The organism is Novosphingobium taihuense, from assembly GCF_007830315.1.
Taxonomy (GTDB): Bacteria; Pseudomonadota; Alphaproteobacteria; order Sphingomonadales; family Sphingomonadaceae; genus Novosphingobium; species Novosphingobium taihuense.
Genome location: NZ_VLKJ01000018.1, coordinates 20772 through 40643, shown reverse-complemented (window position 1 = coordinate 40643; position 19872 = coordinate 20772). Strand labels below are relative to the sequence as shown.

At 60.5% G+C, this 19872-nt stretch carries 20 protein-coding genes; 12 read left to right on the top strand and 8 right to left on the bottom strand.

The genetic code is table 11. The features are described 5' to 3' along the window. From cysC to IQ25_RS19955, 3 genes are all read left to right on the top strand, one after another. On the top strand, window positions 1-542 hold a 542-nt coding region (gene cysC, locus IQ25_RS19965), incomplete at its 5' end, for an adenylyl-sulfate kinase (protein WP_144905014.1). A gap of 23 nt (window positions 543-565) precedes the next feature. Further along, on the top strand, window positions 566-1321 hold the full coding sequence (locus tag IQ25_RS19960; protein WP_246415754.1) for a 3'(2'),5'-bisphosphate nucleotidase CysQ: 756 nt from the start codon (window positions 566-568) through the stop codon (window positions 1319-1321). A gap of 42 nt (window positions 1322-1363) precedes the next feature. After that, entirely contained in the window at window positions 1364-2077 is a 714-nt protein-coding gene (locus IQ25_RS19955; RefSeq protein ID WP_144908040.1) for a 2-oxo acid dehydrogenase subunit E2, read from the top strand. A gap of 95 nt (window positions 2078-2172) precedes the next feature. Here the strand turns inward: IQ25_RS19955 and IQ25_RS19950 are convergent, their stop codons facing one another. Both IQ25_RS19950 and IQ25_RS19945 read right to left on the bottom strand, forming a co-directional pair. Next, on the bottom strand, window positions 2173-3324 hold the full coding sequence (locus tag IQ25_RS19950) for an acetyl-CoA acetyltransferase (RefSeq protein WP_144908039.1): 1152 nt from the start codon (window positions 3322-3324) through the stop codon (window positions 2173-2175). After that, complete coding sequence (locus IQ25_RS19945; protein ID WP_144908038.1) at window positions 3321-3722, bottom strand: Zn-ribbon domain-containing OB-fold protein; 402 nt, start codon at window positions 3720-3722, stop codon at window positions 3321-3323. Before IQ25_RS19945 ends, IQ25_RS19950 begins: the two co-directional genes overlap by 4 nt. A 270-nt stretch (window positions 3723-3992) precedes the next feature. Between IQ25_RS19945 and IQ25_RS19940 the strand changes: the two genes are divergently transcribed. Next, complete coding sequence (locus tag IQ25_RS19940; protein ID WP_158637813.1) at window positions 3993-5288, top strand: sulfotransferase family protein; 1296 nt, start codon at window positions 3993-3995, stop codon at window positions 5286-5288. Then, window positions 5285-6499 carry a DUF1214 domain-containing protein gene (locus IQ25_RS19935; RefSeq protein WP_144908036.1) on the top strand — a complete coding sequence of 405 codons (1215 nt, stop codon included), beginning with the start codon at window positions 5285-5287 and terminating at the stop codon, window positions 6497-6499. Before IQ25_RS19940 ends, IQ25_RS19935 begins: the two co-directional genes overlap by 4 nt. Before the next feature lie 54 nt (window positions 6500-6553). Here IQ25_RS19935 and IQ25_RS19930 read toward each other — a convergent pair whose 3' ends face one another. The 3 genes from IQ25_RS19930 to IQ25_RS19920 form a co-directional block, all read right to left on the bottom strand. Then, on the bottom strand, window positions 6554-7561 hold the full coding sequence (locus IQ25_RS19930; RefSeq protein ID WP_144908035.1) for an alcohol dehydrogenase catalytic domain-containing protein: 1008 nt from the start codon (window positions 7559-7561) through the stop codon (window positions 6554-6556). An 80-nt stretch (window positions 7562-7641) separates the two neighbouring features. Then, a complete protein-coding gene (locus tag IQ25_RS19925) occupies window positions 7642-8412 on the bottom strand; it encodes an SDR family NAD(P)-dependent oxidoreductase (RefSeq protein WP_144908034.1) in 771 nt (256 codons plus the stop codon). A gap of 53 nt (window positions 8413-8465) precedes the next feature. After that, window positions 8466-9527 (bottom strand): hypothetical protein, encoded by a 1062-nt coding sequence (locus IQ25_RS19920; protein WP_144908033.1) that lies wholly within the window; start codon window positions 9525-9527, stop codon window positions 8466-8468. Window positions 9528-9718: 191 nt separating this feature from the next. Between IQ25_RS19920 and IQ25_RS19915 the strand changes: the two genes are divergently transcribed. After that, on the top strand, window positions 9719-10876 hold the full coding sequence (locus IQ25_RS19915) for an epoxide hydrolase family protein (protein ID WP_246415753.1): 1158 nt from the start codon (window positions 9719-9721) through the stop codon (window positions 10874-10876). A gap of 112 nt (window positions 10877-10988) precedes the next feature. Further along, window positions 10989-11732, top strand: a complete 744-nt coding sequence (locus tag IQ25_RS19910) for a GntR family transcriptional regulator (RefSeq protein ID WP_158637812.1) — start codon at window positions 10989-10991, stop codon at window positions 11730-11732. A 45-nt stretch (window positions 11733-11777) separates the two neighbouring features. Here the strand turns inward: IQ25_RS19910 and IQ25_RS19905 are convergent, their stop codons facing one another. Further along, a complete protein-coding gene (locus IQ25_RS19905; protein WP_144908031.1) occupies window positions 11778-12581 on the bottom strand; it encodes a crotonase/enoyl-CoA hydratase family protein in 804 nt (267 codons plus the stop codon). 195 nt (window positions 12582-12776) lie between these two features. Between IQ25_RS19905 and IQ25_RS19900 the strand changes: the two genes are divergently transcribed. The 5 genes from IQ25_RS19900 to IQ25_RS19880 are packed head-to-tail and all read left to right on the top strand — an operon-like array spanning window position 12777 to window position 17613. Continuing rightward, complete coding sequence (locus IQ25_RS19900; RefSeq protein WP_144908030.1) at window positions 12777-13574, top strand: IclR family transcriptional regulator; 798 nt, start codon at window positions 12777-12779, stop codon at window positions 13572-13574. Between the two features lie 39 nt (window positions 13575-13613). Next, window positions 13614-14399 carry an enoyl-CoA hydratase gene (locus IQ25_RS19895; RefSeq protein ID WP_144908029.1) on the top strand — a complete coding sequence of 262 codons (786 nt, stop codon included), beginning with the start codon at window positions 13614-13616 and terminating at the stop codon, window positions 14397-14399. A 15-nt stretch (window positions 14400-14414) separates the two neighbouring features. Then, on the top strand, window positions 14415-15572 hold the full coding sequence (locus tag IQ25_RS19890; protein WP_144908028.1) for an acyl-CoA dehydrogenase family protein: 1158 nt from the start codon (window positions 14415-14417) through the stop codon (window positions 15570-15572). A gap of 6 nt (window positions 15573-15578) precedes the next feature. Continuing rightward, window positions 15579-16670: an acyl-CoA dehydrogenase family protein gene (locus tag IQ25_RS19885; RefSeq protein ID WP_144908027.1), complete on the top strand. Its 1092-nt coding sequence runs from the start codon at window positions 15579-15581 to the stop codon at window positions 16668-16670. A gap of 43 nt (window positions 16671-16713) precedes the next feature. Then, window positions 16714-17613 (top strand): NADP-dependent oxidoreductase, encoded by a 900-nt coding sequence (locus tag IQ25_RS19880; protein WP_221236755.1) that lies wholly within the window; start codon window positions 16714-16716, stop codon window positions 17611-17613. 15 nt (window positions 17614-17628) lie between these two features. Here IQ25_RS19880 and IQ25_RS21395 read toward each other — a convergent pair whose 3' ends face one another. After that, on the bottom strand, window positions 17629-17751 hold the full coding sequence (locus IQ25_RS21395; RefSeq protein WP_258537079.1) for a hypothetical protein: 123 nt from the start codon (window positions 17749-17751) through the stop codon (window positions 17629-17631). Continuing rightward, window positions 17748-19832 (bottom strand): 3-hydroxyacyl-CoA dehydrogenase NAD-binding domain-containing protein, encoded by a 2085-nt coding sequence (locus IQ25_RS19875; protein ID WP_144908025.1) that lies wholly within the window; start codon window positions 19830-19832, stop codon window positions 17748-17750. Before IQ25_RS19875 ends, IQ25_RS21395 begins: the two co-directional genes overlap by 4 nt. Window positions 19833-19872: the final 40 nt, after the last annotated feature.

Sequence of the window (19872 nt, the reverse complement as noted above, 5' to 3'; positions counted from 1 at the left end):
CGCTCAAGCAGCAGAAGCCCAAGGTGCTGTGGTTCACCGGCCTCTCCGGCTCGGGCAAGTCGACCATCGCCAACATGGTCGAGAAGCGCCTGCACGCCGTGGGCAAGCACACCTTCCTGCTTGATGGCGACAACGTGCGCCATGGTCTCAACAAGGACCTGGGCTTCACCGAGGCCGACCGCATCGAGAACATCCGCCGCGTCGGCGAAGTGGCGCGCCTGATGACCGACGCCGGCCTGATCGTGCTGACCGCCTTCATCAGCCCCTTCCGCGCCGAGCGCGAGATGGTGCGCTCGCTCATGGCCGAAGGCGAGTTCGTCGAGATCTTCGTCGACACGCCGCTGGAAGTGGCCGAAGCACGCGACGTGAAGGGCCTCTACAAGAAGGCGCGTTCGGGCCAGCTCAAGAACTTCACCGGGATCGACAGCCCCTACGAAGCCCCCGAAAACCCGGACTTCCGCGTAGACACCACCACGGAATCACCCGAAAATGCCGCCGAACGCATCGTCAACGCCCTTCTCGGTTGGGCGCCAACGATCTGATGACGGCGGGAGAGGACAAACGCATGAATGACGCAGAACTCGCCGCCCATCTGGCAGAAGTGGCCGGAAAGCTCCTTCTGACTGTTCGGGAGAGCGGAATGCTCAGCCTCAAGAAACTGGGCAAGGCTGGAGATGCCACGGCCAACCAGTTCCTTGTCCATGCCCTGCGCGAACAGCGGCCCGAGGACGGATTGCTGTCGGAAGAGGAGAAGGACAACCTCGACCGCCTGCAGTTCGCCCGCACGTGGATCGTCGACCCGGTCGACGGCACGCGCGAGTACGGTGAGGCACGGGCGGACTGGGCGGTGCACGTTGGACTCGCCATAGATGGCGTGGCGAGCATAGGCGCAGTTGCCTTGCCCGGAGCGAATGACGGCGCAGGCCTCGTCCTGCGCACCGACCAGCCGCGCGAGGTGCCACATGCACCGGCAACCCTGCGCATGGTCGTCAGCCGCACCCGCCCCGCGCACGAAGCGGTGGCCGTGGCCGAAGCTATCGGTGCGGAACTGGTCCCGATGGGTAGCGCAGGCGCCAAGGCCATGGCGGTCATCCTCGGCGATGCCGATCTCTACCTGCATTCCGGAGGCCAGTTCGAATGGGATTCGTGCGCGCCGGTTGCCGTTGCATTGGCGCACGGCCTGCACTGCAGCCGCATCGACGGCAGCCCGCTCGTCTATAACCAGGCCGATACCTACATGCCCGATCTGCTCATCTGCCGGAAGGAACACGCGCAGATGGTGCTGGATGAGGTGGCCAAGGTCACGCTGATTCAGGCCTGATGGGGTCAGATCTCTGCCGCAATTAACTGGGATTTTGCAGAAATGTCCGATGGCTCACTGACGTCTTACCTAGCGCAGTTCGGCGAAGTCGAGGCGCAGCCACTCTCGAAGTTTCAGCAAGTCGTGGCCCGTCGGCTTTCGCAAAGCTGGACGCAGATCCCGCATGTCACGCACCACGATGAGGTCGATGTCTCCGCTGTAGACCAGCATCGAAAGGCCTTGGCCGCCGAGGCGAAAGTGACGCCTGTCATCTACGTGGCCAAAGCGCTTGCAATACTGCTTCAGGAGTTTCCCCAGTTCAACGCATCGCTCAGTGAAGATGGCAAGAGCGTTATCGCCAAGCGCTATATGAATGTCGGGATTGCCGTTGACGGGCCCCTTGGCCTGATGGTGCCAGTCCTGCGCGATGTCGCAGCCAAGAGCCTCGTTGCCCTTTCTGCTGAACTCAGGGAGTTGAGCGAGCAGGCGCGTAGCAAAGGTCTGCCAATGGCTGCCATGGAAGGTGGCTGCATGACCATTACCTCGCTGGGTGGCATCGGCGGTACGGCGTTCACGCCTATCATCAACCAGCCTGAAGTTGCCATCCTCGGCATAACCCGAACCCAGACCAAGGCCGTCTGGAACGGTTCTGCCTTTGAACCCAGATCGATGATGCCGCTCTCGCTGAGCTACGATCACCGGGTTATCAATGGCGCAGATGCAGCACGTTTCCTGCGCCGGCTCAACGATTTGCTCGCTACGCCGGAAGCGCTCTGACGCTCTGGCAAACTTGAAGACCGGCTCAGGTGGAAACTGAGCCGGTCTTCGAAGTCTTGCCGAACAGGTCTTTGTTGCGGCGGCCCATCGGGCTTTCAATCGTTCGCCAGAATTGCAAGCGCCTGTGCCGAAAGTACGCCACCGTTACCTTGGGCAATGGCTGTGCGGGCATCGGCTACCTGCCGACTGCCGCACTCGCCGCGAAGCTGCCGCACGGCTTCGATGATCGTGAAAAGTCCATACATGCCGGGATGGGTGCAGGAGAGCCCGCCGCCATTCGTGTTCACCGGCAGCCGTCCACCGGGCGCGATTGCGCCGCCTTCCACAAAGCGGCCACCTTCGCCCTTGGGGCAGAAGCCGAGGTCTTCGAGGAACAGGATCGTGTTGATGGTGAAGGCATCATACAGTTCCACCACATCAATATCCTGCGGTCCGACGCCCGCTGCGGCATAAGCGCGGGCGCTGCATTCGGCCAGCGCGGTGCGGGTAAGGTCAGGCATGGTCGAGATGTTGTGGTGAGTCGTGCCGCTGGCAGCAGACAGTACCTTGATCGGCTTCGCCTTGAGGTCAGCCGCGCGGTCTGCCCGCGTCATCACGATAGCGGCACCACCATCTGTAACAAGGCAGCAGTCCAGAACCGAGAGAGGATCTGATACAAGGCGCGAAGCACGATAATCGTCCAGCGTCATCGGATCGCGCTTGAACGCTTCGGGATTGAGCATGGCCCATTGCCGGGCAGCCACGGCCACTTCGCCCAACTGGTCCTTCGTGGTGCCGAATTCATGCATATGGCGCGCGGTTGCAAGGGCGTAGGAACTGACCGGATTTATCGGCTGATAGCGCGCTTCATACGGCCATGGCTGCGAGGTGCGGGAGAGCTTGCCTGAAGCCGAGGCCTGATTTGATCCGAACGCGATCAACGCACAGTTGATCAGCCCTGCATCCAGCAGCCACGCTGCCCGTTCCAGCCAGGTTTCGAACACGTTGCCGCCGGGGCGACTGTTGTCGATGACCTTGGGCTGGATGCCGAGGTATTGGGCAAAGCTGGTGCCGCCACCGAAGGTGTCTGCGCTGTTCGTATAGAACAGGCCATCCACATCGGCAAAGGTCAGTCCGGCCTCCAGCAAGGCATTGCGTGCAGCGATGGCTGCAATATCGTGCGGCTCATAACCCGGCGCCCTGCCGGTGCCGAAGGTGCCGACGCCAACGATGGCGGTCTTGCCGCGAGGGAACAGGGCGGAGGTCATGCCGGATCCTTTCCGTCAAGATTGCTTGCGGGCACGAACACAATCAGCGGGCCATCCTCGGCCTCGATGATACGGGCACGCACAGCCATGCCGATGCGCACGTCGGCCGGGTCGATCCCTTCTACGCGGCTCATCATCCGAGGGCCTTCAGCCAGATCGATCAGAGCAACGTTAAGGCTTGGCTCGGGCGGGCGCTTGCGCACGACGGTTGTGGAGTAGACTGTGCCAAGACCTGACGCCTCGACCCATTCGAGATTCTCACCCGTCACCGGCGCCACTGCGCGGGGAAAGAAGACATATGTTCCCGTGTCCACGCCACGCTGGATCATGAAGCGTCCCTCGCCCAGAAATGCCGTGAACTGCTCGTCGGGTTTCACCTCGGCGATGGAATCTGTCATCTGTCGGTTCCTGTCGTACGCGATCTGTACTCTGACCCTTGTCGCTACGGACAACTCTTGTCGAGATTGTGCGGACACGCATCGTCCCTTGCGCCGCGATGATCGTTATGCCGATATCTGCATTGGCCGTCAGAGGTGGCTGAATTGCATGTTTCCCCGGGGAAACGGGAATGGCCATATCGCGCCTGCGCTTGATCGGCACGATGGGTTGGCATGGGCGGAACATCCTCGATAGGTGTACCGCAAAGGTTGGCCTGCGGAGTTGTTCTGATGCTGAAGAACCGTATCATTGATGCGGCGACATTGACCGATGTCGGCCGGTCGCTGGCATTCCCCGAACTTCCCGCTGGCCTCGCCGCATCGAATGACAAACTGCGCGATGTTGCAGCAACTCGCTGGCCATTCGATTCCGAACATCTGATCACAGCGGCCAAGGAAGCCACGGGTCTTTCGGACTTTGGTGATGCGAGTTTCCGAGAAGCGCTGGATCAGCTTTGTGGATCTGCCGATGAGGAACTTGACCTCAGCCCGGTGGGTCGACGCAACCTATACGGCCAGATTCTCGACCATCTGGTTCAGCGGTTGCGCTTTCAGGATCTGTGGAACCGGCACCCCGAGATTCTTGATGAGAAGATCGAAGCACCGATTGTGGTCGTTGGCCTGCCCCGTTCGGGCACCACGTTCCTGCAACAGTTGCTGGCCCAGCATCCGGCCTTGCGTGCAGTGCCGTTCTGGGAGAACCTTTCACCCCTTCCGCAGCATGATCCCGCAATCCGTCCTCCCGAGGACGGGCCGCTGATTGAGCAGGCAGAACGCAATGTCGATGGACTCAGGCGATTTGCGCCAGGCCTTCTTGCGTTGCATCAGGTGGCGGCGGAAGAGCCGGAGGAGGAGATTTACCTCCTTGGACCCGGATTTGCCTCAACGGTCTATGAATGGGTCTATATCCTGCCGTCCTTCGGAAAGTGGTATGCTGCGGCCGATCATACCGCCGGATATCGCCACTTCCGGCAGGTGTTGCAGACGCTGCAGTGGATGCGTGGCGGTGGGCGACGGTGGCTTCTGAAAGCGCCGCAGCATATGGAGCAGCTTGGACCACTGCGCGCAGCCTTCCCCGACGCGGTGATCGTCGAAACGCTGCGCGACCCGCTGACCGCGGCTGCCAGCCTTGCCAATCTGTGCTGCTACGGCCAGCGCCTGCGCACAGATCGACCAGATCCTCTGGCAACCGGTGAGGCGGCAGAAGGCATGATCGGGCGGCTTGTCGAAGCCTATGTCCGTGACCGTCCGATGAATGATCCGCACTTCATAAGCGTTCCCTTTGCCGACCTGATGGGCAACCCGCTGCCCGTGGCAGAGCGTGTGCTGGCAGAGGCAGGGGTGGCGGTTACACCAGAAGCGCGCGCGGCCATGGCGGCCTATGCTGCGGACAATGCGAAGAAGGATCGTGTGCCCGTGAACTACGGCCCGGAAGATTTCGGCATCGACATCCCGCGTCTTCGTGCGCGTCTGGATGGATATTACGAACGGTTTGGCCTGACCCCAGACCCGAAGTTTGCCGCATGAGCGCCGCTGGCCAGATCGACGCCGGGGCCGCTGTCTGGGCAGAATACAACGCGCTGGTGCAGAAGGCCCGGTCCCGGATGCTCGCCCGGCCCGAAGCCGTTCACGCCCGCGTTCGTGACCAGGCCGAGTATGCACTGGTTGCGATGCAGGCCGGGTGCCATCATTTCCACGCGCTTCATCGGCCCGATTATCCCGCATTCTATCGTCAGACGATCTGGAGCCCTTACGAAGCACCGTGGGGTGGGCCGTCATCCGACATGGTCTACGCCTGGGCCTTCATTGACGGACGACGGACCTATCGGATCCATGGTCGCCGTGGCACGACCCGGTTTTCCGATCTGCAGTTGTTCAACGGCTATTTCGAGCGGGAGGACATGCGCGGCCTCGGCAATCTCGATTTCGATACGCTGCAGACAGGACCGGACGGCAGTTTCAGCTTCATTGCATCAGCGCAGCGCCCGGCAGGTTACGCGGGCGATTGGCTGCCGCTCGATCCGACCGAGCCAGTCATCTACGCGCAGCTGCGCGATACCTGGTGGGATTGGGCAGGAGAACGCGGCATCGACATTCACATCGAATGCCTTGATCCCGCAGGCGATGCGATGGTTTTGCCAACATCGGTAACGCATGAACGGCTGCTTCGCTCGGGCCATCTGCTGGAACGAACGGTGGCGCGCGCGATGGGCTATGCCAACATGAACCGCAAACTGGCGGGCGGTCAGAACAATGCATTCGGGCTGGTCCGCGGATCGGGGGCGACCGATCATGGTGCGTCAGGCCGTGCTGGCTACGGCGGCATGGTGTGGGATATCGAACCTGGCGAGGCGCTGGTGATCACGCTGGATGAGCCGCAGGCACGGTACTGGTCGTTCCAGCTGGTAGACTGGTGGTGGATGACGCTGGATTTCAGCTACCATCAAAGCGGGCTCAACGGCTTTCAGGCCGAGCGGGATCCGGACGGGCGGATATCCATGGTTCTCAGCCTTGAAGATCCGGGCATCGCCAACTGGCTTGATCCGATTGGTACTCCGACAGGTCTGGTCCAGATGCGCTGGTATGACGGCACGGTTGCAGATGCTCCTGTGGTCGAAAAGATTGCCTTGGCCGACGTTGTGGCGCGATTGCCCGGTGCACGGCGGGTTAACCCCGCGCAGCGCAGCGCAGATGTTGCTGCGCGGGCCAAAGCGTCGCTGGCGCGATGGGGATACTGAGCAGCCGACATCGTGTTGGCCAGACTTCCCAGGAAGTCAGCGGCTCAGGCAGGATCATGCAAACGGGTCGACGTGGACCTTTGTCTCGTCATGTGATCCGCGCAGCTTTTCAATCATGTCCGGCAGGGCATCAAGGCCGATGTTGCTCGTTATCATCTGGCGCGGCTCGACGTGGCCTGCGTCCATGGTATCGACGGCGTACTGGAATTCCGGCACGGTCCACGCCATCGAGAACGTCAGCTTGACCTGCTTGAAAGTGCTGATGCCGGGGACCACCGGATCAGGTGCCATGCAGAAACCAAGTGAGATGACGTGGCCATTCGGCTTCACCAGATTGATCGACTGCTGCAGCATGCCGACCGCGCCCGCTGCTTCGAAGACATAGTCAGGCATGCCACCAAGTGCGGCGACAACCCGCTCCATTTCTCCCTCGCCAGTCTGGACAAAATCGTCCGCGCCCAATGCCAAGGCTATGTCGCGGCGGCGTTCCGAACGCGATGCGGCGACAACACGTCCCGCGCCAAGGCGCTTTGACCAGAACGTGGCGGCAAGGCCGACCGCGCCTGCGCCCAGCACAAGAACCTTCGACCCAAGCGGCACGTTGGCGAGACGCACACCATGCAGGCCAACCGCCAGTGGTTCAACCAATGCTCCATCATTCAGGCTTAGCGCATCTGGAAGCTTGACCGCGACGCGTTCGGCAATCCGCAGGTATTCGGCATAGCCGCCAGAATAGGGCGACATGTTGGGGCACATCACCACTTGTCCGGCCCGGCAGACTTCGCACGTCCCGCAACCAGCGGCGGGCAGGGCAGTCACGCGATCGCCGATCTTCAGAGTGGAGACGCCTTTTCCGATGGCGACCACTTCACCGGAAAACTCATGGCCAAGGATCGTGTCGCAGGGGAAATCATATCCCTTGCCAGATGTCATGTTGAGGTCCGTGCCGCAGATTCCGCAACGGCCCACCTTGATCACCGCCTCACCTTCGCCCGGCGTTGGATCAGGGCGTTGTTCCACCACCCAGGGCTTGCCAGCTTCCTTGAATACGGCTGCGCGCATGGAACTCTCCCGACTTCATTGGTTCTACGATGCTAGATGCCTCGCATCGTCCGGCCATCCCCAGTTGGGGACCGGTTCGATCAGAGCGATTGCCCATCGTCCAGTTCGAAGCCGCCGCCTGTTACAGTTCGCGAGGCGTCGGAGAGGAGGAACAGGACCATGTCGGCAAGATCAGAGGGTTCCATCACGCGCTTGCGCGGGAAGCTTTCGATCAGTGCCTGACCTGCCGGGGTTTCAAGCCATTCCGTGTTCAGTTCGGTCTTGATCCAGCCGGGGCAGACGGTGTTGACGTTGATACCCTTGAGCGCCCATTCCTTGGCAAGCGCCTTGCCCATCATCAGGACACCGGCCTTGGTGGTATTGTAGGCGACAAGCTTGTCCAGCACGCGGTGCGACCCGACCGACCCGACCAGCACGATGCGGCCTGCGCCGCTTTGCGGTGAACCGGCGGCGATCATCCGCTTGGCGGCTTCGCGCGCGGTGAGGAAAGCTCCGCGCAGATTGATACTTACAACCTTGTCGAAACCGTCAATCGGCAACCCGAGTGCCGAACTGGGCGCATTCATGCCCGCATTGGCAATGACCGACATGATCGGGCCGATCGCTGCCTGCGCTTCATCGAAACCGCGAATGACGGATGCTTCGTCCTCGACATCCATTTCGACGGCAATCGCCTTGCCGCCTGCCGCCTCGATCACTGCCTGAAGTGAGACAAGGCGGTCCAGCCTGCGCGCAGCCAGGGCCACTGACGCACCTGCCGCTGCTGCAGACCGCGCAAACTCCGCACCAAGGCCGGATGAAGCGCCAGTCACCAGAACGGTGCGACCGGTAAGATCAGGGAAACCGGGCATCAGGATTTTTGCTCCTTGGTACTTGATGCGGATGGGGAATTGGCAGGATCGCTTCAGCCGTGCGAAGCGATCGGGCGGTATCCCGGTGCGTAACGCAGATTGCGTTCTTCGCCGTGGGCCGTTTCGCCCCATGCCATCCAGCGCACGGCCTTTCGTGTTTCACCAACCCGGCGCACCATCCCTTCCTGCTGGCGGTTCGGGGTGTGGGCCGTGGGGAGAATGCGCAGATCCACTGGCTGGATAATCTCCCACGCTTGCCCATCGACGTCGAGATCGACCCGTTCCGACCAGCCGTCAGTCGCGCGGCTGACCTTTGCCGAAACTGTCGAGGACTGAACGACAAGCCCGTTCTGGTTCGAGACGACGCCGATGCCAAGCCGGTCGTGGCCGACGATGAAGTGGCCAAATTCAAACTCGCCACCTTCGTATTCAGTGGCAAAGCTGTACCAGGTAAGGTGCGTTTCTGCGCCAACCAGCACGTCGTTTACCATGTAGAGCACGCCGTCAGGCTTCATGTAAGCCTGTTCGATGAACAGGAAGCCTGTAACTTTCTTGCCCAGAATCGTGCCTTCACATGCGAAAGTCTGCGATGTGTAGAACAGGCCGTTATCCCGACCGGGAAGATACCACTGCAGTCCCGGCTTCAGCGAAGGTCCGGCAATGTCAATCAGCCCGTCTTCCCGGTATTCAAGGCGATCTGGCCGATAGACGGCATGGAAGCCACGGCGCTTTTCATCAACTTCGTCAGCGTGCCAGACGATTTTCTCACCATCGACCTCGATGATCGTGTCGGTGTTGTACCCCGTGCGGATCGAACGGTGATCGACGTGTAGTTCACCTGCATCGTTCTGCACGAAGAGGACTGCCCGGCGGCCGATGGTGCTGCGAGTTCCTGCTTCGCGCGGGGGTTCTGTCAGGCCGTCAAACGGGAAGCGGCGCATGAAGATATAGACCTTGCCCTCTTCATCACGGAATGTGCCCCATGGGTAGGTCGCTTCGGGCACCAGGCCGAAATAGCCGCGCGGATCGGAAGCACCCTCCACCGAAGGTTCGAATGAACCCGACATCCCGAGCCACTGAAAGTCACCCCGCTGTGGAGCATTGATTTCAGACATCTTTCACACCCTCGACGATTGTTGCAGCAAGAGCACCTGACATGCGTTGTGGTTCTGCATGGATGGAGCACGGCTCGAAGAATGGAGCGGGTCTAACAAGTCACCCTTGTGTTTTGCACCGATGAGCATGGAACATCGTAACTGCGATAGAGCGTCTGCAGGTGTCGCATTGGATATGAACCTGCAGCAGATTGAAGGGCAGCTTCCAAATTCAACTTCTCTCAAGCATTAACGAGTCCTGCATGGCAGCCCGACCGTTTCGTATCGATGTCCCACAATCCGTGATTGATCGTATCGCCGCGCGCGTTGCTGACAGCCGCATCGGCTATGCGCCGGCTGAGGGTGGCGCCTGGGAATACGGCATGGATCGCGGCTATCTCGCCGATCTGGTGGACCACTGGCGCGACCATTACGATTGGCGTGTGCATGAGGCAGAGCTCAATCGCTGGCCGCAATACATGGCGCAAGTCGACGGGATCGACATCCACTTCTACCATATTCCCGGCGATGGTTCGCGGCCATTGCCGATCATCATGACGCACGGCTGGCCGGGTTCTGTCGTAGAGTTCCAGGCCGTCATTCCGCTGCTTCACGCGGCGGGCTATACGCTGGTGATACCTTCGTTGCCGGGATATGGCTGGTCCGGGCGGCCGGAAAAGCCCATCGGTCCGGCAGCAGTGGCAGCGCTGTGGCGCAGGTTGATGGTCGACATCCTTGGCTATCCGCGATTTCTGGCGCAGGGCGGGGATTGGGGAAGCGCGGTGACGCAACAACTAGGGGCTGCCCATGCCGACGCGGTGGCTGCGATCCACGTGAACTTCTTCATGGGACCGCCCCCCGGCTCGAGCGATGTCCCCGAGTTGGCAGAGTACTGGCAGGCTGTTGGCAAGCTAATGCAGGCCGAAAGTGGCTATCAACACGAACAGGCGACCAAACCACAGACAATCGGCCTGGCCCTGCATGATAATCCTGTCGGCTGGGCGGCCTGGGTGGTGGAGAAGTTCTGGCGTTGGGGGGATACGGGCGGAAAGATCGAGAGCCGTTTCAGCAAGGATCACCTGATCACCAATCTGATGACCTACCTGGTGACGGATAATGTCATGTCTTCGCTGTGGATGTATTATGGCAGCAGCAAGGAAAAGCGCCATCCGGGGCCAGTGACGGTACCAACAGGACTAGCGCATTTTCCTGGAGAATTCTATCCTATGCCAAGTCGCCGCCTTGCCGAAATGGCTTACAATGTAAGGCGTTGGAGCAAGATGGCGGCAGGTGGACACTTTGCCGCCATGGAAGAGCCACAGGCTTTTGCGGCAGATGTCATCACGTTCTTTGATGCGCATGGGCAATAGAAGTGCTTACTGGTGCCAAAGTCGCCTGGATCGCACGGATGATGGGCTCGGCGTTGCTCTTCGCCAGGGGCAAGTATCGGTATAAGGCAATGATATGTCGCAGTGGTCAGCAATGAAGTTAGCTGTCGGTCCCATCCCTCTGTACCATCAGTTGGAGCAGGATCTGAAGGGGCGGATCGGTTCGGGCGAGTTCGCGCCGGGCCAGATGTTGCCCACTGAAGAGCAGATGGGCCATGCTTATGGCGTGAGCCGGATCACTGTGCGCCGTGCGCTTGAATCGTTGGATGGACAAGGCCTTATCCAGCGCAGGCGGGGCGTGGGGTCGTTTGTCGCAGAACGTTCGTCAGCGTTCCACTCCGTGCAGTTGAGCGGCTCGCTCGATGCCTTTCTGATGACGGCATACGGACTGGAGCCTCTGCTTGTTTCGTTAGAGGAACGCGTGGCACCGGATGAAATTCTTGCCGAATTTGGCCTTGAACCGGGCGGCAAGCTGTTGCGGCTGGAACTGATAAGCCGCACCAAGGAAGGGCCGACTGCCCACTCCGAGTTCTTCTTCACGCCTGCCATGTCCGGCAAGCTGACGGTCGATGACATCGTCGGCAGTGAACCGATCGTCCGCATTGTCGAGCGCAAGCTGGGCGTGCGGGTGGGGCGCGCAACCCAGATCATTGAGGCGGCACAGGCGCATGGCACGACGGTCAAGTACCTGGATTTGCCTGAAGGCACGCCGGTGCTTGGCGCGCAGCGCAAGTACTACACGACAGCCGGGGAACTGGTCGAAGTGGCGCGTCAGCACTATCATCCCGGGCGCTACCGCTATGAAGTGGAACTCAAGGCCAACCTCTACAGCGTCTGATGCATGACGCGGGCCGGCTGAGATGCCGACCCGCAGGCTACCGGTTCAATTGCCCTTGAACACGGGATCACGCTTTTCCAGGAATGCATCGAGAGCTTCTGCGTGATCGCCCGTTTCGTGGGCGAGCGCCTGATAGGCTGCTGAAAGTTCCAGAATTTCGGACATCCGCTGGGTCTGCGCCTCACGCAGCAGGCGCTTGGTCAGGCGCAGCGCGCGCGCTGGATTGTTGGCGATGCGTTCTGCCAACGCAAGCGCTTCGGGCATAAGCTGATCATCGGGCACAACACGGTTGAGCAGGCCGAACCCCAACGCTTCCTGCGCGCTGTAGCGATCGCCGGTAAAGAACATCTCCGCGGCGCGAGCATAGCCGACGACGCGCTGAAGCGACCACGCCCCGCCATCTCCGGGAACGATTCCGACCTTGATGAAGCTGGCCGAGAATTTGGCACTTTCAGCGGCAATGCGCATATCGCACAGGCAGGCGAGATCGCAACCCAGGCCCACCGCATGGCCGTTCATTGCTGCGATAAGCGGGACTTCGCAGTCCATGAACGCGGTAGTGATGCGCTGAACACCCCGGCGGTAATTGTGGCGAGTGGAGTCGGGCTGGTCGAGCGGTCCGATGCCATTGCGCTCCTTCATGGCCTTGAGGTTGCCGCCGGCGGAGAAGGCACGCCCGGCACCTGTCACCACGCCCACGGAAACAGAGCGGTCATCGGTGAGCGACTCGATCGCCTCGACCAGATCACGGCAATCCTGGTGGGTGCCAATGGCGTTCAGCGAATCAGGTCGATTGAGCGTGATGACGGCAATACGACCGCGACGTTCCACCTGCACGAAGGATGACATTGATCAGATTTCCTAGCTGAAGTGACCAGATTTCCGGGTGTTCTAACCAGTTGGTGCCACTTTGCGAGCGTTCGAAATCTTGATCGCAGGAGCGAAGGTTTCGCTTGCCAAGACGTTCCGCTGGCATCATATCATTACATCATGACATGGCATAACAACCGCTGACAGGTTGAACGCCAATTGGGAGATCAGCTCATGGCTACGGTGATGCGCGAAAAGAAGATCAAGTCTGCCGACCGGGTGCTCGAGATCTTTGAAATGTTCTCGGCCGACCGTCAGGAAGTGACGGTAATGGATGTCGCCAGGACCCTGTGTGTCCCGCAATCCAGCACATCCGAACTGCTCGGTTCGCTGGTTCGGCGTGGCTATCTCTATCGTGACCGCGCTGCCCGCACCTTCCGACCCACCGCGCGAGTTGCTCTGCTCGGCGCATGGGTGCAGCCGCAACTGTTCCGCCACGGCCGTCTGCTTCCGATGATGGACGCGTTGAAAGATGAGACCGGTCAGGCAGTCGTGCTCGCCTCGATGATTGGCCTGGATATCAAGCATGTCCATGTCGTGGGCGACGAATTGCCGGCTGCGCTTGCTTCGGGCACGCAGCACCACGCCTTGCATTCGCCGTTCGGCATTGCCCTGCTGTCGATCATGTACCGCGAGAACGTGCGCAAGCTGGTTCACCGCCTCAACGCAGAAAGCGAAGCGGCGCTGCACGTGCGCTACAGCGATCTTGAAGTGCAGCTTAACCGCGCCAGCAAGCAGGGTTATGTTGTGGGCGAACTGGGCAATGGCATGGCTGCCGTGGCCGTCCTCCTGCCCCAGCGTCTGGGCGAGGAGCAGCTCGTCGTCGGCATCTCGGGCAAGAGCGACACAATTCACGCCCATTGCGATCAGTTCGTCCAGACCCTGCGCGGCGCAATCGCCAGTGGACTTTCCGGACGTTCACAGCCCGAAATGCGTGAGGTCGAACGCCCCGCCATCGCTGCGGTGCACTGACTGGCAGCTGTCCGGTAATTCCCTCAAGAAAGGTTTCAAGTGACCCAGTATATCGTCACGCGCAAGGATGGCGCGATAGGCCATGTTGTCTTCAACAAGCCGGAGAAGATGAACGCCATCTGCCTCGAGATGTGGCAGGGAATGAGCGACGCAATGGCGCAGTTCGAGAACGACGACGAAGTTCGTGTGATCGTTTTCTCCGGCGCAGGCGGCAAGGCTTTCGTGGCCGGGGCAGATGTCGGCAAGTACGAACAGGAACGCGGCGACAAGGACGCGCAGGAGCATTACGCCAAGACCGGCGAAGATGCCCTGCAGGCGATCTACAAGTCGAAGAAGGTCACTGTGGCTGCGATCGACGGCTATTGCATCGGTGGTGGCGTATCGGTCGCGCTGGTGTGCGATCTGCGCTATTGCTCGGCCCAGTCGAGCTTCGGACAGCCCGCGATGAACATCGGCATCGGTTACCGCTATTCCTCGCTTCGCCGGATGGTGGACATCATCGGATATGGCGCGGCCAAGGACATGCTGCTGGGCGGCCTGCGCTTCGATGCGCAGGAGGCCTATGTGAAGGGCCTGGTCGGCCGCGTGCTGCCGAATGACGAATTCCAGCCGTGGATCGACAAGGTCGTCAAGACGATCTCGGTCGGTGCACCACTGACGGCAGAAGACGTGAAGTACACGCTTTGGACTTACGCACAGGACGAGAGCAAGCGCGATACGGACCGTTGCGAGGAACTCTTCCAGATCTGCTACGCGTCGGAAGACTACAAGGAAGGCATTCGCGCTTTCGCTGAAAAGCGCAAGCCGGTCTTCATCGGAAAGTAAGGAACGGCATCCGTCATGGACCTGCGGTTTACTGCCGAGGAAGAAGCGTTTCGTCTGGATGTTCGCGCTTTCATCCGCGAAAATCTCGATCCCGTAACCCATCGCAAGATGGTTGAGGGGCGCATCCCTGACAGGGAAGAGATCGTCGCGTGGCAGCGCAAGCTGAACACCCGGAATTGGGCGACACCTTCGTGGCCGCAGTCCCACGGCGGGCCGGGCTTTACTCCGGTCCAGCGTTACATCTTTCTGGACGAGCTGCATCAGGCCCCAGCCCCTGAGCCGGTCTCCTTCAACGTATCGATGATCGGGCCCGTCCTGATCGAATATGGCACAGCCGCGCAACAGGAACGGTTTCTGGCCGCGACGGCGAATCTGGATATATGGTGGGCACAGGGATTTTCCGAGCCTGGTGCAGGATCGGACCTTGCATCATTGCGCACAAGCGCGCGGCGCGATGGTGACCATTACGTGGTCAGCGGGCACAAGATCTGGCAAGGCATGGCGCATCATGCAGACTGGATGTTCACTCTGGTCCGTTCCGATCCTCAGGCGCCAAAGAAGCAGATGGGCATTTCGTTCCTGCTTATCGATTTGCGACTGCCCGGCGTAACCATCCGCCCGATCATCACTCTGGATGAACGGCATGAGGTCAACGAGGTGTTCCTCGACGAGGTGCGTGTGCCGGTCGATTGCCTGATTGGCGAGGAAAACAAGGGCTGGGACGTTACCAAGTTCCTGCTCTCGAACGAGCGTACCGGAATTGCCCGCATCGGCATGACCAAGCATCTGATCCGACGGATCAAGCGGCTTGCCGGGGGTAACCGATCAGTGCTGGCCAAGGCTGCCGCACTGGAAGCTGAACTCAAGATTCTGGAAATCACGCAGTTGCGCATTCTGGATGGGCAGCGCCGGTCCAGCGCTGCCGATCCGCGCTCTTCCATTCTGAAGCTGAAGGGCGTGGAACTGAGGCAGGCCGCCTCGGAGCTGTTGCTGGCGGCGGCAGGTACGTCGGCGCTGGAAGTGCGACACGATGATGCGCCGCTTGGCGATGACGATGCAGAATGGCTGGGCACGATCATGCCCAATTACGGCATCCTGCGCGCTGCATCGATCTATGGCGGATCAAGCGAGGTCCAGAAGGGCATTCTCGCCAAGACCCAGCTGGGACTTTAAGACACAATGGATCTGGAACTTTCCGACGACCAGCGAATGCTGAAAGAGAGCGTCGACCGTCTTGTGGCGGAACGTTACGATCTTGATCAGCGCCGCGGCTACATGAGCCAGCCCGCAGGCTGGTCTGCAGAAATGTGGAGTGCGTTTGCCGATCTGGGTCTGACCATGCTGCCGTTCTCGGAAGAGCAGGGTGGTCTGGGCCTTGGCGGGGTGGAAACCATGATCGTAGGCGAAGCTTTTGGCCGCGCCTTGGTGATTGAGCCCTATCTACCGTCGGTAGTGCTGGCAGGCACCGCGATCAGCCATGCGGGAACGCCCGATCAGGTGGCTGAGTGGCTGCCGCCGATCATGTCTGGCGAAACGATCTGCGCATTGGCGACTGAAGCCGCAGTGACTGCCGAACGTACCGGTGAAACGTGGATACTGGACGGTGCAGCCAAGGTCGTGCTTGGCGGCGATACGGCGGGTCAGCTCGTCATTCCGGCAGGCGATGACCTGTTTGTTTTGCCTGCCGATGCAGCCGGGCTGCAGCGGCGCGGATATCGCGTGCATGGCGGCGGCGGCGCTGCTGACCTGACGCTGATCGGCGTGAAGTTGCCGGAGAAGAACCGGCTTTCCGGCAACGGCGGTTGCACGCGCGCATTGGAAGCTGGCATCGCGTGGCTTGCGGCAGAAGCTGTTGGCGCGATGCAGGCCGCGCTTGATCTGACGGTTGAATATCTCAAGACGCGCGAACAGTTCGGCAAGCCAATCGCAGTGAACCAATCCCTGCAACATCGCGCGGCGGAAATGCTGGTGGAGGTTGAACAGGCGAGGTCTGCTGCGATGTATGCCGCCTTGCTGTGTGATGAGCATGACGATCACGTACGTGCCACCGGCTATGCGGCGGTGAAGGCCGTTATCGGCAAAGCGGGCCGGTTTGTTGCGCAGAATTCGGTGCAACTGCACGGCGGCATCGGCGTGAGTGAAGAGCACGTCATCAGTCACTACTTCCGTCGTCTTACGGCCATCGGCATGCTGTTGGGCGATACGGAAAGCCAGATCACCAGGCTGGCCGAATTGGGCGGCTTCACCACTGCCGCTCCGCATTTCGATTAGCTGCGAACGGACCGGGCCTTTGACAGGAAGCAGGTCAGTGCAAATGCGCGCCATGGTAATCAACAGTTATGGCGGCACGGACGTTCTCGAAGCAGCCGAGGTGCCGATCCCGGCGTTGGCGTCGGGGGAAGTGCTGATCAAAGTAAACGCCGCCGCCGTTAACCCGGCAGATGGCAAGTGGCGGTCTGGCAGGTACCAGTCGTTCATACCTCTCACCATGCCTCATATTCTCGGCTACGATATCGCCGGTACGGTGGAAGCGGGTGAGGGGTTCACCAGAGGCATGCGCGTTGCTGCCATGCTCAACCCGGTCACCAAAGGCGGCTATGCCGAATACGTTGCCGTTGCAGCAGCCAACGTCGCTCCGATCCCGGATAACATGAGCTTTGAGACGGCTGCTGCCGTGCCATGTGCAAATCTGACCGGCGTGCAGATCATTGAAACCGGGCTTGATTTACAGGCTGGACAGCGGGTCCTGATTACCGGCGCGTTGGGCAATGTTGGCCGAGCTGCAATGTTTGTGGCGCGCGGACGTGCAGGGCATGTCATCGCCGCCGTGCGAGCCGACAGGGCGGGGGAAGCACGTGACGCGGGTGCCGCAGAAATTGCCATTGTCGGCGAAGACTGGACTGGCGAGGCGTTCGACGTGATTGCGGATACTATCGGTGGCACTGACGTGGTCGCGCTCATGCATCATCTGAAGCCCGGTGGGCGCATCGTTACCGCGTCCGATATTCCCATTCCGGCCGATGACCTTCCTGCAGCGCCTGAATTCCACTCAGTCAATCCCGACGGACAACAGCTGGCCCAAATCCTGGCAGCGGTGGCTTCTGGCGACCTACCCGTTCCCATAGACCGTGTGCTGCCGCTTGAAGCCGCAGCCGAAGGTCAGTCAGCTGTCGATCAAGGCGGGCTCAGGGGCAAAATCATCCTCAAGCCCTGACAAGTTGATCGTACCCTATCGCCGCATGTGATGGCCGAAGATGCCGTCGCCAACGGTGTGGTGGCAGGAGCGGCGAGGGGGCGAAGCGACTTCACCCTGATCCTGTGCCATTTCCTTCACCACACCGTCTGCGGTCATGCGTCTTTCCAGCCCTTGCCTTCCTTGGCCAGGCGTTCGAGCAGCTTGCCGGGGCCCCAGCGCGGACCGTTACGCTTTTCGGCGTCGAGCGCCATCTGGTAGATCTTGTCGAGACCGTACTTCTCGCCCCAATACATCGGGCCGCCGCGGTGGACGGGGAAGCCATATCCATTGACCCATGCCACATCGATATCGCTGGCGCGGATTGCGGTCCCGTCCTCGATCTCCTTGGCGCCCTCGTTCACGAGCGGAGCGAACAGGCGGGCCTCGACTTCCTCGTCGGTGAATTCACGACGGGTGATGCCGAATTCCTTCGACACGCCTTCGATGATTTCCATCGTTTCGGGATCAGATAGCTTCTCGCGCCCTTCATAACGGTAGAAGCCCTTGTTGGTCTTCTGGCCAAATCGGCCTGCTTCGACAAGGCGTTCGACGATGGGCGAAACGCGCTCACCCGCCGGGATGCTGGCAGCGCGGCCCTTGCGCGAGACGACTGCCATGTCCATGCCAGCCAGATCGCGCATCGACATCGGCCCCATGGCCATGCCGAACTTGGTTGCCACGCGATCGATCTGTTCAGGTGTTGCGCCCTGTTCCAGCAGAAATTCCGCTTCGCCCGTGTAGTATTGCAGCATCCGATTGCCGATGAAGCCTTCGGTGCTTCCAGCCAGAACTGGCACCTTGCCGATCGCCTTGCCCATTTCCATGACAGTGACAATTGTCTCTGGCGATGTCACGGCGCTGCGGACGTTTTCAAGAAGCTTCATCACATTTGCGGGCGAGAAGAAGTGGCAGCCAACCACATCGCCCGGGCGGCTTGTGGCGCTCGCAATTTCGTCGATCGAAAGGTAGCTTGTGTTGGTGGCAAGGATAGCACCGGGCTTCATCAGCTTGTCGAGACGGGCGAAGATTTCCTTCTTCACGTCCATCCGTTCCAGTGCAGCTTCGATCACGATGTCGCACTGGGCCAGATCGTCATAGCTTGTGGTGGGCGTGATCAGGGACAAAGCCTTGTCCATCTTGTCCTGGCTCATCGAGCCGCGCGAGACCGAGATGCCATAGTTCTTGCGGACCACGCCGATTCCGCGATCGAGGGCTTCCTGATTGAGATCAAGCAAGGTTACCGGGATGCCTGCATTGGCAAAGCACATGGCAATGCCGCCGCCCATGGTGCCTGCACCGATGATCGCGCACGAAGCAATCTTCCTGGGCTGCACATCGGCCGAAATACCCGGAATCTTGCGTGCCTGCCGTTCGGCAAAGAAATAGTGCATCAAGGCACCGCGCTGATCGCTGGCGTAAAGCTCCTGGAACTTTTCAGCCTCAAAGGCGAGGCCCTCCGCAGCCGGAAGGGTGCAGGCGGCTTCGATGCAGTCGATGATCACCATCGGTGCGATCTTCCCGCGCGCCTTCTTGCCCACGGTCTTGCGGGCTTCGGCAAAAACCGAAGGCTCGATACCGTTGATCTTCTCGTTCCGGTCGATCACCGCAACGAACGACTTGCCCGAGGCCAGCGATTCACGCGCAAAGGCCACGGCTCCGCTGCGCACGTCGTCGACGATTGCATCGACAACGCCGAGTTCACGCGCCTTTGCCGCAGGGATGTGCTTGCCGGACGTGATCAGATCGATGGCCACATCGACGCCGGTAAGGCGGGGCAGGCGCTGCGTGCCGCCAGCACCGGGAAGAATGCCAAGGTTCACTTCGGGAAGGCCAACCTTGGCCGAAGCAACCGCGACGCGGGCATGGCAGGTAAGGGCAAGTTCAAGTCCGCCGCCCAGAGCGGTGCCGTGAATTGCAGCAATGGTGAGCTTCGGGGAGGTTTCCAGCATTTTCTGCAGGTCTTTCAGGGCTGGCTTGACCTGGCTTTTGTCCGTGCCGAATTCGGTAATGTCTGCGCCGGCGATGAAGGTCTTGCCGCCGCCAAGAATGACCAATGCCTTCACCGCATCGTCCGCAAGAGCGCGTTCTATCCCTTCTCCAAGCCCGGTTCGAACGGCAGCGCTCAGCGCGTTGACCGGCGGATAGTTGACCGTGAGTACCGCAACTTCGCCATCAACCTCGTACGCAACTGCGCTCATGCCAGACTCCACTCGCTGTAATCTCACGTTGCCCGTTTGG

Excerpts from the sequence above, each read along its gene's own strand:
- IQ25_RS19960 (WP_246415754.1), top strand. The coding sequence starts at position 566 with ATGAATGACGCAGAACTCGCCGCCCATCTGGCAGAAGTGGCCGGAAAG.
- IQ25_RS19955 (WP_144908040.1), top strand. The coding sequence starts at position 1,364 with ATGTCCGATGGCTCACTGACGTCTTACCTAGCGCAGTTCGGCGAAGTC.
- IQ25_RS19950 (WP_144908039.1), bottom strand. The coding sequence starts at position 3,324 with ATGACCTCCGCCCTGTTCCCTCGCGGCAAGACCGCCATCGTTGGCGTC.
- IQ25_RS19945 (WP_144908038.1), bottom strand. The coding sequence starts at position 3,722 with ATGACAGATTCCATCGCCGAGGTGAAACCCGACGAGCAGTTCACGGCA.
- IQ25_RS19940 (WP_158637813.1), top strand. The coding sequence starts at position 3,993 with ATGCTGAAGAACCGTATCATTGATGCGGCGACATTGACCGATGTCGGC.
- IQ25_RS19935 (WP_144908036.1), top strand. The coding sequence starts at position 5,285 with ATGAGCGCCGCTGGCCAGATCGACGCCGGGGCCGCTGTCTGGGCAGAA.
- IQ25_RS19930 (WP_144908035.1), bottom strand. The coding sequence starts at position 7,561 with ATGCGCGCAGCCGTATTCAAGGAAGCTGGCAAGCCCTGGGTGGTGGAA.
- IQ25_RS19925 (WP_144908034.1), bottom strand. The coding sequence starts at position 8,412 with ATGCCCGGTTTCCCTGATCTTACCGGTCGCACCGTTCTGGTGACTGGC.
- IQ25_RS19920 (WP_144908033.1), bottom strand. The coding sequence starts at position 9,527 with ATGTCTGAAATCAATGCTCCACAGCGGGGTGACTTTCAGTGGCTCGGG.
- IQ25_RS19910 (WP_158637812.1), top strand. The coding sequence starts at position 10,989 with ATGAAGTTAGCTGTCGGTCCCATCCCTCTGTACCATCAGTTGGAGCAG.
- IQ25_RS19905 (WP_144908031.1), bottom strand. The coding sequence starts at position 12,581 with ATGTCATCCTTCGTGCAGGTGGAACGTCGCGGTCGTATTGCCGTCATC.
- IQ25_RS19900 (WP_144908030.1), top strand. The coding sequence starts at position 12,777 with ATGGCTACGGTGATGCGCGAAAAGAAGATCAAGTCTGCCGACCGGGTG.
- IQ25_RS19890 (WP_144908028.1), top strand. The coding sequence starts at position 14,415 with ATGGACCTGCGGTTTACTGCCGAGGAAGAAGCGTTTCGTCTGGATGTT.
- IQ25_RS19885 (WP_144908027.1), top strand. The coding sequence starts at position 15,579 with ATGGATCTGGAACTTTCCGACGACCAGCGAATGCTGAAAGAGAGCGTC.
- IQ25_RS19880 (WP_221236755.1), top strand. The coding sequence starts at position 16,714 with ATGCGCGCCATGGTAATCAACAGTTATGGCGGCACGGACGTTCTCGAA.
- IQ25_RS21395 (WP_258537079.1), bottom strand. The coding sequence starts at position 17,751 with ATGACCGCAGACGGTGTGGTGAAGGAAATGGCACAGGATCAGGGTGAA.
- IQ25_RS19875 (WP_144908025.1), bottom strand. The coding sequence starts at position 19,832 with ATGAGCGCAGTTGCGTACGAGGTTGATGGCGAAGTTGCGGTACTCACG.